A 13999-nucleotide genomic window follows, 5' to 3' on the forward strand; every position below is an offset into this window, starting at 1 on the left:
TCTTTTTTGTATATATTTTCTTCTATTAGCGGAATCTAACTAAAAACTTGTTGAAAAGGAAGTTAGGTGGGGGACTTGTTAGAGCTAAAAGGTAACTTATTTGAAGTTATGAAAGAAATTAGGGATGAGTTAGGTTCGCCTAATGATTTAACAATTAGGGAAGTTGCCCTTGCTGGTAGTTTTACACGCTGTGCTGTTGTTTTTTTATGTGGGTTAACAGATAAGGATAATGTTTATAAATATGTCGTTCGTACACTTCAATATGAAGAAGTACAAAAAGACGAAGCTGTTGTTCAAACATTATTGGATCGTTTTATTTCTATTGCAGAAGTAGGTAAGAAGACAACGTTTCCAGATATTATAAATGCGATTTTAGCGGGAGATACAGTCATATTAATTGATAATATTCAAACTGCTATCGTAATTAATAGTAGAGCTTGGGAAAAAAGAAGTTTAGAACCGCCAGTAACAGAAGATTTAATACGTGGACCGAGGGTCGGATTAAATGAAGATATTAACGTAAATAAAATGTTAATTCGCCGTAGTTTACGTGACCCAAAGCTGAGATTTCAATCTTATATTATGGGAAAGAGATCCCAAAAAGAAGTGACTTTAGTATATATAGAAGACATTATCAATCCTTACATTGTAAAAGAGCTAGATCGGCGTCTTCAATCCATAGTGACAGATGTCGTTTTTGAGACGGGTACAATTGAGCAATTAATTCAAGATAATAATTTATCACCGTTTCCGCAGTTTTTGAATACGGAAAGGCCTGATAATATTGTGGCCTCATTAGCGAAAGGAAAGGCAGCTATTTTGGTGGATGGATCACCTTTTGCCCTTATAGCTCCGCTAGTATTTGTTGATATTTTTCAATCTGTGGAAGATCACTATGAGCGTTGGGTAATAGGGACTTTATTAAGAATTTTGCGGATGGGTTCTGGTGTAGTTGCAATTTTAATGCCGGCGATGTATGTAGCGCTCGTCTCATATCACCAAGGACTTATTCCTTCTAAATTGGCTTATTCGATTGCTGGAGCAAGAGAAGGTGTTCCTTTTCCTGCCTATATTGAAACGTTAATGATGGCATTAACGATGGAGTTAATAAGAGAAGCAGGAATTAGGTTGCCGAAACCGATGGGACAAACAATTGGGATTGTAGGTGGTCTTGTAATTGGAGAGGCAGCGGTGAATGCAGGAATTGTAAATCCATTTTTAGTTATCATTATTGCGGTTACAGCTATTGCTACATTTTCACTTCCAGTGTATAGCATCACAATTACGTTTCGGATTTTACTTTTCGTCTTTGTGTTAGCAGCAACGGCTTTTGGGTTGTATGGAATCATTCTAGCTCTTATTGCGCTTGCTGTTCATATTACAAATTTAACAAGTGTTGGTGTACCGTATACAACTCCAATTGCTCCCGCATTTTATAAAGATTGGAAAGAAGAGTTTATTCGCATGCCAAAATCAATGTTGAAAGAGAGACCGGAATATTTACAAACGAAAGATTCTACAGTACGTCCAAAGGAGCGAAAATAATTGAAACCATTTGAGTATGGCGATGAAGAAATTGGATCTCGGGAAATTGGGTTTGCGGTATCATCGACCATTATTGGTATAGGAGCATTATCTATGCCAAGGGATATTGCTAACCAAACTTTATTTTCAGATGGTTGGATTATTTTGCTTTTGGGTGGATTGATATGTGCAGTTTTAGGCTGGTTTGTAACGAGGGTGGCTATTTTATTTCCAAAACAAAACTTTGTTCAATATACGAGTGCACATTTGACAAAGCCGGTAGCATACACGATTAGTATGGTTTTAGTATTAACGTTTGCTGCTTTGACAGCATATGAATCACGAATGATTGCAATAATTTCGCAAACGTATTTATTTAGTGAGACACCGGTACAGTTACTATCTTTTTTCTTCTTATTAGTTGTTATCTATGGAATAGCAGGGTCAAGAGCAGCTTTATTACGATTAAATGTTATGTTCTTACCTATTGTCTTAATTGCAATAGTGCTTCTTTCTTTATTAAATATAAATTTAATGGAAATAAACAATTTGTTTCCAGCTTTCCAAACGGAAGTAAGTCAATACGCTGTTGGGGTTAAAAATTCTATATTCACATTTATTGGATTTGAGGTAGCTCTGTTTTATGCTGTGTTGTTGAATGATAAGACAGCGAAAAAGGCACCAATGGCAGTTGCGAAAGCAGTAATAGTAAATGTGCTCTCATACATTTTAATTTATGTAACTTGTATTAGTGTTTTTACGTATATGACAACTCGTGGATTGACATATCCAACAATTGAATTAGGGAAAGAAATTGAAATTGGTGGAGGCTTTTTAGAAAGGTTCGATGCAATTTTTTTTACAACTTGGATTATTACTATTTATAACACTACAGCAATGTATTATGACGTCGCATCTTTATTATTTTGTGCCATGTTTCCGAAAGTGAAGAAACATATTTTTATTTTCGGAAGCGCGCCTCTGATTTTTATGCTGAATATGCTCCCTGGTAATTTAGATACGTTATCAAGTTACGGAACGTATTTAGCGTGGATAGATATGGGGTTTGTCGTATTAGCTCCTTTGCTAGTTTTTATTGTATATAAAATAAAAAGAAGGAATGGTAGAAATGAAACACCTTCTTAAAATTATAATGGTTATGGTTTTAGCTGGATCTATAAGTGGGTGCTCTGAACTAGAAGAAATAGAAGAAAGAGGATTTGTAGTAGGCGCAGCTTACGATATTGTGAAGAAAAAGAAATCAAATCCGATTGTGAAAGGGACGTATCAGATGGTACTTCCCAGTAAGTTAGCACAACAAGGTGGACAGGGCGATGGAGATAGTGAAAATTATATTAACGTAAGTGCGAAAGCAGATAGCGTCTTTGAGCAAATAAGAATAATTGCTAAAAAAATTAGTCGAACATTATTTTTTCCGCATATACAAGTCATTATTTTTTCGGATGAATTGCTAGCGAATCCGTATGTTTTGCAAAATACGTTAGATGTATATTTTCGTGATCATGAAATGAGAAGAAATATTCGTTTGTTCGTTTCCAAGAAAAATGCAGAATCTATTTTAAAACAGAGTGCAAAACCTGAAAACTTACCGGCGCAGTACATTGATATGTTAGCTGAACATCCTCCGAAAAACGCTCAAATGATTGAGGCGGCGAGAATTGGTGAAGTACAAGGGAAAATGATCGCAGATCGAAGTTTTGCATTACCTCTCTTAGGATTAACTAAACAAGGCGTACAAATGGAAGGAGCGGCATTGATCCGTGGAAAGGATAATAAGTGCGTTGGAACTTTGAGTGGAGAACAAACATTAGGAATGAACTATGTAATAGGTAAAAAAATTGGAGGTTTCTTTACTGTTCGTAAAAAGAATCAGCTCATTACATATGAAATTCATAAGTTGCGCCGAAAGATCCAAGTGTCTACTGAAAATGCTACAAAACCGAAGTTTGATATTCATTTGTCCACAGAAGGCATATTAGCTGAGTTACATTTTAATGAACCGAAACAAGTGATGAATGAAAAGTTTTTAAAGAAAGAGATTTCAAAGGAAATGAAGAAGCGTATTGAAAAGTCTATACAGCTTGTTCAAAAAAAATATAAGGTAGATGTATTGGAATTAGGAGAGGTATATAAGAGGCATAATTATAAAGAGTGGAAGAAAATTAGTAAGAATTGGGATCAAGGCCAAAATTATTTTAGTAATGCTGAAATTAATGTTCACGTTGATCCAACAATTGAACATTCAGGTTCAGCATTACCAAAGAAAGTGAAGTAAGGTGATGGAAGTTGTTTACTGGATTAGGAATTAGTTGCACAATATTAATAGCAATTCTTCCAGGAGCCATATACTTTATTCATAAGAAACTCACAACGTATGGAGCGCAGCCTTGGAATACTGATGTGCAAAAAAAGAAACCTGAATGATTTCAGGTTTCTTTTATACAAAGCATATGTGAAGGGGGATACCTTCTATGTATGCTTTGCTTTATACAAGCCCTAACCAATGTACCAATTGTGTAGAGAGGAATGTCACAACAATGGCGATAACGGTAGGGATTGCAAACGATAAGAATGTCCATTTTGCACTTTTTGTTTCTTTATATATGTTAACCAGTGTTGTTCCGCACGGGAAATGAAGAAGTGAGAACAACATTGTGTTTAACGCTGTTAACCAAGTCCAACCATTTTCTAGGAATAGATTTTTAATTTGATTAAAATCATCTATTTCAGTTAAAGCCCCAGTTGATAAGTAAGACATTAATAAAATTGGGATAACAATTTCATTCGCTGGTAGTCCAAGAATGAACGCAGCTAGAATAAACCCGTCAAGTCCTAACATTTTAGCGAATGGATCTAGGAAGTTTACAAAATACATAAGTAAGCTTGTGTCACCGATAAAAATGTTAGCAAGTAACCAAGTTAATGCAGCCGCAGGGGCAGCAACAACTATAGCTCGTTTTAAAACATAGATTGATTTATCGAGTGTTGCGCGAACAATTGTATTCCAAACTTTTGGCTTGCGGTACGGAGGTAACTCAAGTGTGTAGTGAGTTGGAACCCCTTTTAAGGCTGTTTTTGATAGTACCCAAGAAACAGTTAATGTCATAATAACCCCAATTACAACCATTCCAACTACAACGCCAGCAGTAACCAATGTTTGCATACTGCCTGTATAACCAGCAGCCATAAATAGTGAAGCCATTAAAATTAACATAGGCCAGCGACCGTTACAAGGAACGAAGTTGTTCGTTAAAATTGCTAGCATACGTTCACGTGGTGATTCAATGATACGTGTTGACATAATGGCTGCTGCATTACAACCAAATCCCATTGCCATTGTTAAAGATTGTTTCCCGTGTGCGCCGGATCGTTTGAATAAGCGGTCCATATTAAACGCGACACGTGGTAAGTATCCGTAGTTTTCTAATAGCGCGAACATAGGGAAAAAGATTGCCATAGGTGGTAACATAACGCTAATAACAGCACCGATACCACGGAACAAACCAAGTATTAAAATGCCATGTAACCATTCAGGTGCATGCGCTGCTTGGAACCAAGATGTTAAATATCCTTCGGCCCATCCGAAGAATTCGGCAATCATATCAGATGGTACGTTAGCGCCTGCAATTGTAAGATAAAAAATAATAGATAAAATACCGAGCATAATTGGGAATCCCCAGATTGGAGATGTAAAAATTTTATCTAGTTTTTCAGAACGATATAATTTATCAGTATTTGTATATTGGACAGATTCTTTACATATGCTTGCAGATGTTTGGTAAATATCTCCGACTATATCATCTCGTATATCTTCTTTTGAAAGTGTTTGTGCATGTTGAATAATATAGTCTAATGGAAGAGCTTTACTGGCTGAGTGAGATTCCATTAATTACGACCTCCCTTACAAGTGGTTCATTATGGTGTTTTTGAAGTGTAGTTAAGAAATTTTTATCTCCATCTAATATACGTAACGCAATCCAACGTGCTGGATACGTATCACCGAACACTTTATAAATTTGTGGTTCTAATTCCTGAATCATATTTTCGATTTTTTCGCTGTAAGTAATTTTAATTGGTGTTGGAATTAGTTTTTTATTTGCTACTTTTGCAATAACATTTAGCAAATGACCCATACCTACTCGGTTACGTGCTGAAATTTTAACGACAGGCACACCAAGTGATTTTGCTAATTTCTTTTCATCGATAACAATCCCTTTTTTCTCGGCTTCATCAATTAAGTTAATGCAAATGACTACATTGTTTGTCATCTCCATCACTTGAAGTGCTAAATTTAAATTTCTTTCCATAGCAGTTGCGTCTATAACAACTACAGTTACTTCTGGTTTTTCAAATATAATATAATCCCTCGCTACTTCTTCGTCTGCGGAATTTGAGTATAGTGAGTAGGTTCCAGGTAAATCTATTAGTGTATAATTACTTCCGTTATGTTCATATTCTCCTTCAGCTTTTAAAACAGTTTTTCCCGTCCAGTTTCCAGTATGTTGTTTTAAGCCTGTTAAAGTATTAAATAATGTACTTTTCCCTGTATTCGGGTTACCAGCTAAAGCGATACGATGTTTGCTCATCTGAAATCATCTCCTATTAATACCCCGAAAATAAGGGAGCTTTCTTCTTTACGCAGTGCAATAGTTGTGTTGCTCACTTGATAAGCGACCGGGTCTCCAAGTGGACTGCGTTGCAATACTTTAATCGTCGCCCCCGGGATAAATCCCAAATCTAATAAGCGTCGTTTCATAGTTCCTTCTAATTGTATCTTCTCAATTTTTACAAACTCTCCTGTCTTAAATTCGGAAAGTCGTTTTGTATTAGCCGATACCATAAAAGTTACCTCATCTCTATATTTTTAGTTTGAGTTTAAAAAGTTTCCTAAGGTAAACTTTTTGTTAGTAATATAGTAGACTACATTGGATTATGTTGTCAATTAGTACTTTAAAAATATTCATTTATTTTTAGAATTGTTCCAATTTATTTAGTTGTACTAAAAAATATTACTGAAATTATTTTTAATGTGCATAAATTAGGTGTGTAAAAATTACAAAATACAGCGGAATTGTAAATGTAACTTTAACGAAAAGGGAAAAAGAGAAAAAAACATTTACATTGAATTTACATTGTTAAGAATATATTTACATTGCAGTGTAGTTAGTGTGGTTTTTGTTTGGTTATTTAACTATAAATGTTGGGATTTCTAGCTTTTAAGGATTATTATCGTCATTTACTTAAAATTAAAAATTGCTTAACACTCACATAATATTGTTGTCCTACAATGAATTTGTGTTCGAAAGAAAATGAATTCGAAAAGTGATAATCCAAATGGGGGTACAAGACATGGTTATGAAAAAAGGTATTAAATTTTCTTTAGCAGCTTTAGTGGTAGCAGGAGCATTAGTTGGTTGTGGGAAAGCAGAAGATACAACTAGTAAAGACACTGCTAAAGGAAGCGATAATACAAAACAAGAATTATCAGGTACGATTGCAGCGGCTGGTTCTACAGCTCTTCTACCTCTTGCGGAGGAAGCTGGAAAGAAATTCATGGAGAAAAATTCAAAAGTTTCTATTCAAGTTCAAGGTGGCGGTAGTGGAACTGGGATTAACCAAGTAGCATCTGGTGCAGTACAAATTGGTAATTCAGATGTTCCGTCCGGAGATAAAATAAAAGATGCTGAAAAGGCGAAAGAATTAGTAGATAACAAGGTAGCGGGTATTGCATTCGCTCTTGTCGTAAATAAAGATGTAAAAGTTGATAACTTAACAATGCAACAAGTACAAGATATCTTCACTGGAAAAGTAACAAACTGGAAAGAAGTAGGCGGAAAAGATGAAAAAATCAATGTAATTAATCGTCCGGCTTCATCTGGTACACGTGCTACATTTGAAAAAACGATTATGAAAGACGCGAAAATTAATGATGGAACTGGTACAACACAAGATTCTAACGGTGCAGTAGAGCAAGCGATTAACTCTACTCCTGGTTCGGTGAGTTATTTAGCAATGTCTTACATGGTGGGCGAGAAAAAAGGCGCACTACAAACAGTGAAAATTGATGGTGCTGAACCGAAAGTTGAAAACATCGCGTCTGGTAAATATCCATTCTGGTCTTACGAATATATGGTAACAAAAGGTGAAGCGAAGGAAGCGACGAAAGCTTACATCGATTATGTAAAAGGTAAAGATTTTGAAAAGCAAGTAGAAGATATGGGCTACATTCCAATGTCTAAATTAAATAAGTAATAAAATTTTATGGGGCTGGCTGCAAGGCCAGTCCTGTTCATTTCAATCTGTGAAGTGGGGTCTGTCCTGTGATGAAGGGGAAAAAGCAAATTAATTACGTGAAAAGTGAATATATAGGAAGATCACTTGTTACGTTTTGTGGTATTTTTATTGTTTTAATTACATTAGCTATTATTGCGTTTATTTGTGGTAAAGGTATTCAATCTTTTACACAAAGTGGTATCTCATTTACTGAGATGTTAACATCGACAAAATGGAATCCAAATGCTGATCAAGGATCCTTCGGGGCTTTAATTTTCATTGTAGGTTCAACGGTGGTTTCGTTAGGTGCGGTTATTATTAGTGCACCAATTGCTATAGCTCTTGCTATATTCATGAATTTAATTTCGCCAAAGTTTGGAAATAAAGTATTGAAGCCTGTTCTAGAATTGTTAGTTGGTATTCCTTCGGTTGTATACGGATTATTAGGTGTTACGATTTTAGTACCACTATTACGTGATTCGTTTGGGGGAGTAGGCTTTAGTTTAATTGCAGGTATTGTTGTATTAAGTATTATGATTTTACCTACTATTGCTAGTATCGCTTCTGATGCAATACGTTCTGTTCCATTTGATTATTTAGAAGCTTCTTATGGTCTAGGTTCAACGAAATGGCAAGCGATTAGCCGAGTGATTGTTCCTGCTGCGAAAAAAGGGATTTTAACAGGTGTTGTTTTAGGCTTAGCGCGTGCTTTCGGTGAAGCGTTAGCGGTTCAAATGGTAATCGGGAATACGATTAAATTACCAGAAGGAATATATAGTCCGACAGCGACGTTAACTGGTATTTTAACAATGGACATGACGAATACATTGAACGGAACTGCTTGGAACAATGCGCTATGGACTTTAGCGATGATTTTACTTGTTATTTCATTCCTGTTTATTTTAGTAATTCGAGCGATTGGGCAAAGAGGTGAGCGATAATAATGAATGCAAGAACGGTAAATAAAGTTTGGACGGGTATCTTTTATGCGGTTGCGGCTTTAGTTGTAGCTTTGCTAGTGTTCTTAGTATTTGAGATTTTACAAAAGGGATGGGGATTTTGGGATCCTAATTTCTTGTTTGGAGAACCAAGCAATACAAGAGCTGGTGGTGGGATTGGTCCGCAGTTATTCAATTCCTTCTACATGCTTGTTATAACGCTTATTATATCTATTCCTCTTGGATTAGGTGCTGGAATATATTTAGCAGAGTACGCAAAACAAGGACGTTTTTTAAATTTTGTTCGTCTATGTATAGAGACGATGGCGTCTTTACCTTCTATTGTTGTTGGTTTATTTGGTTTGTTAGTGTTCGTTACAATGACAGGTTGGGGATACACAGTAATGGGTGGTGCTCTTGCTTTAACTATTTTAAATTTACCAGGTTTAACGCGTGTTTGTGAAAATGCGATTTCAGAAGTTCCTCAGAATGTAAAAGAGGCAAGTCTTGGATTAGGTGCAACGAAGTGGCAAACAATCGCTCGTATTATTATCCCATCGTCATTACCACAAATTATTACAGGGATTATTTTAGCGGCGGGTCGTATATTTGGGGAAGCGGCAGCATTAATTTACACAGCGGGTTTAACATCCCCGATTTTAAATTCAGCAGCGGATTTCTCAAGTCCTGCGCATCCTTTAAATCCGTTTAGACCAGCTGAAACATTAGCGGTTCACATTTGGAAATTAAATTCTGAAGGAGTTATTCCAGATGCGAAGTTGATTGCGACAAAATCTGCAGCTGTATTAATTATTATGGTATTACTATTCAATGTTATTTCACGCTTGATAGCATCTATATTACACAAGCGCTTTACAGGAACGAAAAGAAAAAGTAAAACAACGAAAAAGGTAAAAGCGGCATAAATTATAAAGAAGAACAGATGTAATTTAGAGAGGAGTTTTAATTTGTTTTTTCTGCAAATGTCAGGTTTCCCTGGGTCAGGAAAATCGACAGTTTCTAAGTATATAGCGAAATTAACAGGTGCTGTAATTATAGATCATGATGTTTTGAAATCCGCGTTGTTAAAATCATTAAAAGTAAAAGGAATTGAATCAACGATTGTTGGTGGGCTTGTTTATGATGCCGAATGGGTATTGATTGATTCTTATTTAGAACAAGAGCATAGTGTTATATTGGATAGTCCGTGTTTATATGAGGGAATGGTTGAAAAAGGGATTGAACTATCAAATAAACATGGTGTGAAATATAAATATATTGAGTGTTATCTTAATGATATGGAAGAGATTAATAGGAGACTGCAAACACGTAAGCGTATGATCAGTCAAATTGAAAAGGTGGAGTCGGAAGTAGGTTTTAAAAAGTGGTTAAATGGTAGTAAAAGACCTTCAAATAATGAATACCTTATTGTGGATTCTAGTAAACCTATAGAGCAATATGTGGAAAAAATGATGGATTATATGACTAAATAGAGAAAAGGCGTTATCTTCATTTGTGAAGATAACGCCTTTTGTTTTTAAATATCAGGTGTTTCTGTAGAAGTGCTTATTTTCCTACGGGAGCGTCTTTTTCTCCCGATTTTATCTAATAGTTCATACATAACTGGAACGACTACTAATGTAAGAGCAGTTGAGACTGCCAAACCGCCGATGACAACGACGGCTAAACTTTTTGATACCATACTTCCTGCTTGGGATTGGCCAAATAGGAGTGGGAGCATAGCAACGATTGTTGTAATAGCTGTCATAATAATTGGGCGTAGTCTAGTAGAACCTGCTTCAAGTAAGGCTTCTCTAGTTTCCATTCCATGTTCCCGATTTTGTTGGACTCTTTCTATTAATACAATAGCGTTTGTAACAACAATCCCGATTAACATTAATGCGCCGATCAAGGAATTTACATCAACAGGTGTTCGTGAAATGATTAATCCTAAAATGCCACCGACAGCAGCTAATGGTAAGGAGAATAGGATTGCAAAAGGAGCACGTGCTTGCCCGAAGGTGATAACCATAATTAAATATACAATCCCGATTGCAATCCCCATAATTTTGAATAAATCTGTAAAATTCTCTTGCATAGATTCAGTAGCTCCTGCGATATTTACTTTTGCACCACTAGGTAAATCTAAGTCAGTCATCGCTTTATTTACTGCTGTGTTTACTTTACTCAAATCTTCATTTGAAGCTTCGGCTGTAATTTGGATTGTTTCTTTTCCGTCTTTATGGAAAATTTCTGTTTGTATTTGTTTTTCTGAAATAGTTGCGATGTCTTTTAAAGGTATTGGTCCATTAATAGGTGATAGTATGTTTGTATTTAAAATATCTTCTTGTTTATTAATGTTTTCTTTTTTGTGTTCTATCATAATAGTAGCTTTTTCATTATTAATTGTAATTTCGCCAATAGGTGATTTCTTCATAGGGAATGCTACTTGTTGCGCAGCTATTTCTGGTGTTAAACCTAGTTGTTCAGCCTTTGTTTGATCAATATGAATTTGCCATTCTTTCTTAGAGTCTTCTAAATTTGTTTTTACTTTAGAAAGATCATCCATGCTTTTTAGTTTTGTTTCAACGATAGTAGCCGCCTCTTTTAAATCCGCTTCGTTAGTAGCTGTTACGTTAAATTGTAAGTTATTGCCGCCGCCAGAGCTCGAATAACTTGTTTTTATATAATCAAGTTCAGCAGGCTCAAAAGTTTTATGTTCCTTTTTTAACTCTTTAATATATTGATCAATATCAGAACCTTTTTTAAAGACTACGAATATACTAGCGAGGTTATTTTTAGTTGTTTGCCCCCATTGTGCATCTTCTGCGCTAGATCCCATTCGTAAAATAACGTCTGTTATATCTGAATTAGAAAGTAATTTCTTTTCAAAATCAAATGCTTTTTGTTTTTGAGATTCAGCATTATAATCGGCTGGAAATGTCATGTTAATAGATAACATTGTGTCGTCTTCAGATTTTATGTTTGCTTTCGGTAGTAATATATAAGCTGCAATTGATCCTACAAATAATAAAAATGCAGTAAGTAGAATAATGAATTTATGAGAAAGAGCCCACTTTAACGTAGCGACATATCGTGATGAAGAACTTGGCTTTCGATGCTTTGTTTTTTTGAGTAGTAAAAAAGCCATAAGTGGAACAACTGTTAGTGCAACGATTAAGGATGATAATATAGAATATACAACTGCTAATACCATAGGTAACATTAATTTTCCGATTGCTCCTGATACGAGGCCGATAGGTAAAAAAACAGCGACCGTCGTTAAAGTAGAAGAAGTAATTGCGACTGCGACCTCTTTCGTTGCATCGAGAATGATATCTTTAGAGAAAGAATCTTTTTGTAAACGGCGGAAAATATTCTCGATGACAACGATACTATCATCGACGAGACGTCCAACTGCAACAGCTAAACCACCGAGTGTTAAAATGTTAAGCGTAATGTTAGATTGATGTAGTAAAAAGAGAGTTAATAAAATAGATAATGGAATACTGACAACAGCGATGAGTGTTGTTCGGAAGTTACGTAAAAAGATTAAGATAATTAGAGTTGCAGCGATTGCTCCAAGTATTACTTCTTTTCCCATGCTAGTAACAGCATTTTCAACTTGTTCATGGGTTGAAGCCAAAAGTTTAATAGAAAATTGATCTTTATATTCCTTATCTATCGCTTTAACTTTTTTATCAATCTCTTTTCCAATGGCAACTGCATTTTTACTCGGTTCTTTCATGATGATTAATCCTGTGCCTTCTTCTCCGTTTATATGTGAGATTGTATCGTAGTGTTGTTTAATTTCAATTTGAGCAATGTCTTGCAATTTCACCTGGGGTGCCACAGTGATGTTTTTAATGTCATTTACATTTTTTATGTCCCCAATGACGCGGAGGTTGTATTCTTCCTGATTAACAGTAATTGCCCCAGCTGGAGTAGAAGTTTCTTTTCCTTGTAAAACAGTTAGTGCCTGCTGTGATGTTACGTTTTTGTTTTTTAATTGGTTCGGATCAAGTACGATAGATAATTCAGAGGTGGATTTTCCGAAAAACATAACGTTGGCAACACCATCAATGTTTTCGAGTTGTGGTACGATTTCTTTTTCAATTTGTTTTTCATCCGCTTTTGAAAAACCGTTTTGTTTCTGGATAGTAATTTGGGCGAGTGGAATCATAGAAGTGTTTAATTGACTAACTACGGGCTTGGTTACATCTTTAGGTAATTTAATTGTATTGACGGCTTTTTCGACTTCGCGTGCTGCATCTTTCATGTTTGCTTTTGATGTATACGCAATGTCGATCCGTGATAATCCCTCGTGTGTAGAAGAAGTAATGGTGTCGACGTGTTCTAAATTGCGAAATTGTTTTTCGAGAGGATCAGTTACATCCTTTGTCATCGTTTCAGCATCGAGTCCTTGAGATAAGGTTGTGACGGTGATTGCTGGATTGTCGATACTTGGTAAAAATTCCATAGGTAATTTAGAGCCGGAATACAAACCGAGTATGGAAATGAGAAAAATCATGATGATAATGGCAGCTCGGTTTTTTAATGAAAACTTTGTTAACCTATCCATAAAATAATTCCTCCATTGGTTTATTTGTAGTTGAGTACGTCCTTTCTTACTATATAACAAAAAATGGATATTTTTCATTAATTAAATGTAAAAAAATTCTAACAATAATTTTAAGTTCATATTTGTGTTGGAATGTTGTTATTTGTAGGGATTTAAATTTTTGAATGAGAAGGAAGGATTAATGCGCGTGAGTGGTTGTTTAATGTAGATGGAATTTTTTCTTAATGCTAAGTTATATCGTTATTCTATAGAAGGATAATTATTATAAATTTTAATATAGAAGAGAATGAAAATCTGGGAAGGTATTGTGAAATGCAATTTGGTTGAATGAAGTGTAGTATTATGCAATCAGAATAACTATTTTTAGTAGAGAGGATAATAGTTATTTCTATAGAAGAAAGTAGGATAGATAATTTTTTTGTATTTTTTATAAAAAACACTTGTTATTTAAAAAGTGTGATGGTATATTAATAAACGTCGCTGATGCGGAAACGCAGAAAACGACAAAAAGAAATTTTAAAACTTAGTTGACATCGAAAAATGAAGATGTTAATATGATGAAGTCGCTTCTGAAGCGGCGGACAAGTTCTTTGAAAACTGAACGAAACAAACAACGTGAAACGTCAATTTTTATTTTAGATGCTAGACAAACTAACTTTAT

At 35.2% G+C, this 13999-nt stretch carries 11 protein-coding genes; 7 read left to right on the forward strand and 4 right to left on the reverse strand.

Annotated features, from left to right (window positions below):
- Positions 1–66: 66 nt before the first annotated feature.
- From gerLA to gerLC, 3 genes are read left to right on the forward strand one after another with little or no spacing between them, the layout of a single operon-like run.
- Complete coding sequence (gene gerLA, locus ACS2QP_RS13070) at positions 67–1545, forward strand: spore germination protein GerLA (protein ID WP_438882488.1); 1479 nt, start codon at positions 67–69, stop codon at positions 1543–1545.
- The gene (gene gerLB / locus ACS2QP_RS13075) at positions 1546–2670 is read left to right on the forward strand and encodes a spore germination protein GerLB (protein ID WP_000801996.1); all 1125 of its coding nucleotides are present in this window, start codon (positions 1546–1548) and stop codon (positions 2668–2670) included.
- Positions 2654–3820, forward strand: coding sequence for a spore germination protein GerLC (gene gerLC, locus ACS2QP_RS13080; RefSeq protein WP_000681652.1), 1167 nt, complete (start codon positions 2654–2656; stop codon positions 3818–3820). The genes gerLB and gerLC overlap by 17 nt, the downstream gene beginning before the upstream one ends.
- Positions 3821–4030: 210 nt before the next feature.
- On the opposite strand, the gene ACS2QP_RS13085 is transcribed toward gerLC, so the two are convergent.
- Genes ACS2QP_RS13085 through ACS2QP_RS13095 form a run of 3 tightly spaced genes read right to left on the reverse strand, consistent with a single transcriptional unit; the run spans position 4031 to position 6385 of the window.
- On the reverse strand, positions 4031–5431 hold the full coding sequence (locus ACS2QP_RS13085; RefSeq protein ID WP_098536477.1) for a nucleoside recognition domain-containing protein: 1401 nt from the start codon (positions 5429–5431) through the stop codon (positions 4031–4033).
- Positions 5409–6131, reverse strand: coding sequence for a FeoB small GTPase domain-containing protein (locus tag ACS2QP_RS13090; RefSeq protein ID WP_438882489.1), 723 nt, complete (start codon positions 6129–6131; stop codon positions 5409–5411). Before ACS2QP_RS13090 ends, ACS2QP_RS13085 begins: the two co-directional genes overlap by 23 nt.
- A complete protein-coding gene (locus tag ACS2QP_RS13095; RefSeq protein WP_438882490.1) occupies positions 6128–6385 on the reverse strand; it encodes a FeoA family protein in 258 nt (85 codons plus the stop codon). The genes ACS2QP_RS13090 and ACS2QP_RS13095 overlap by 4 nt, the downstream gene beginning before the upstream one ends.
- 509 nt (positions 6386–6894) lie before the next feature.
- Between ACS2QP_RS13095 and ACS2QP_RS13100 the strand changes: the two genes are divergently transcribed.
- From ACS2QP_RS13100 to ACS2QP_RS13115, 4 genes are all read left to right on the forward strand, one after another.
- Positions 6895–7797, forward strand: coding sequence for a phosphate ABC transporter substrate-binding protein PstS family protein (locus ACS2QP_RS13100; RefSeq protein ID WP_000245108.1), 903 nt, complete (start codon positions 6895–6897; stop codon positions 7795–7797).
- A gap of 71 nt (positions 7798–7868) precedes the next feature.
- Positions 7869–8759: a phosphate ABC transporter permease subunit PstC gene (gene pstC, locus ACS2QP_RS13105; RefSeq protein WP_000676676.1), complete on the forward strand. Its 891-nt coding sequence runs from the start codon at positions 7869–7871 to the stop codon at positions 8757–8759.
- Between the two features lie 2 nt (positions 8760–8761).
- The gene (gene pstA / locus ACS2QP_RS13110) at positions 8762–9682 is read left to right on the forward strand and encodes a phosphate ABC transporter permease PstA (protein ID WP_000994141.1); all 921 of its coding nucleotides are present in this window, start codon (positions 8762–8764) and stop codon (positions 9680–9682) included.
- A gap of 42 nt (positions 9683–9724) precedes the next feature.
- Positions 9725–10249, forward strand: a complete 525-nt coding sequence (locus ACS2QP_RS13115; protein WP_000465758.1) for an AAA family ATPase — start codon at positions 9725–9727, stop codon at positions 10247–10249.
- 44 nt (positions 10250–10293) lie between these two features.
- Here the strand turns inward: ACS2QP_RS13115 and ACS2QP_RS13120 are convergent, their stop codons facing one another.
- Complete coding sequence (locus ACS2QP_RS13120; RefSeq protein ID WP_438882491.1) at positions 10294–13338, reverse strand: efflux RND transporter permease subunit; 3045 nt, start codon at positions 13336–13338, stop codon at positions 10294–10296.
- Positions 13339–13999: the final 661 nt, after the last annotated feature.

The sequence above is a fragment of the Bacillus cereus group sp. Bce019 genome, assembly GCF_051781745.1.
Lineage (GTDB): Bacteria > Bacillota > Bacilli > Bacillales > Bacillaceae_G > Bacillus_A > Bacillus_A cereus.

What these genes read in the sequence shown, in the direction of transcription:
- gerLC (WP_000681652.1), top strand. Translation starts at nt 2,654, where the DNA reads ATGAAACACCTTCTTAAAATTATAATGGTTATGGTTTTAGCTGGATCT.
- ACS2QP_RS13085 (WP_098536477.1), bottom strand. Translation starts at nt 5,431, where the DNA reads ATGGAATCTCACTCAGCCAGTAAAGCTCTTCCATTAGACTATATTATT.
- ACS2QP_RS13090 (WP_438882489.1), bottom strand. Translation starts at nt 6,131, where the DNA reads ATGAGCAAACATCGTATCGCTTTAGCTGGTAACCCGAATACAGGGAAA.
- ACS2QP_RS13095 (WP_438882490.1), bottom strand. Translation starts at nt 6,385, where the DNA reads ATGGTATCGGCTAATACAAAACGACTTTCCGAATTTAAGACAGGAGAG.
- ACS2QP_RS13100 (WP_000245108.1), top strand. Translation starts at nt 6,895, where the DNA reads ATGGTTATGAAAAAAGGTATTAAATTTTCTTTAGCAGCTTTAGTGGTA.
- pstC (WP_000676676.1), top strand. Translation starts at nt 7,869, where the DNA reads ATGAAGGGGAAAAAGCAAATTAATTACGTGAAAAGTGAATATATAGGA.
- pstA (WP_000994141.1), top strand. Translation starts at nt 8,762, where the DNA reads ATGAATGCAAGAACGGTAAATAAAGTTTGGACGGGTATCTTTTATGCG.
- ACS2QP_RS13120 (WP_438882491.1), bottom strand. Translation starts at nt 13,338, where the DNA reads ATGGATAGGTTAACAAAGTTTTCATTAAAAAACCGAGCTGCCATTATC.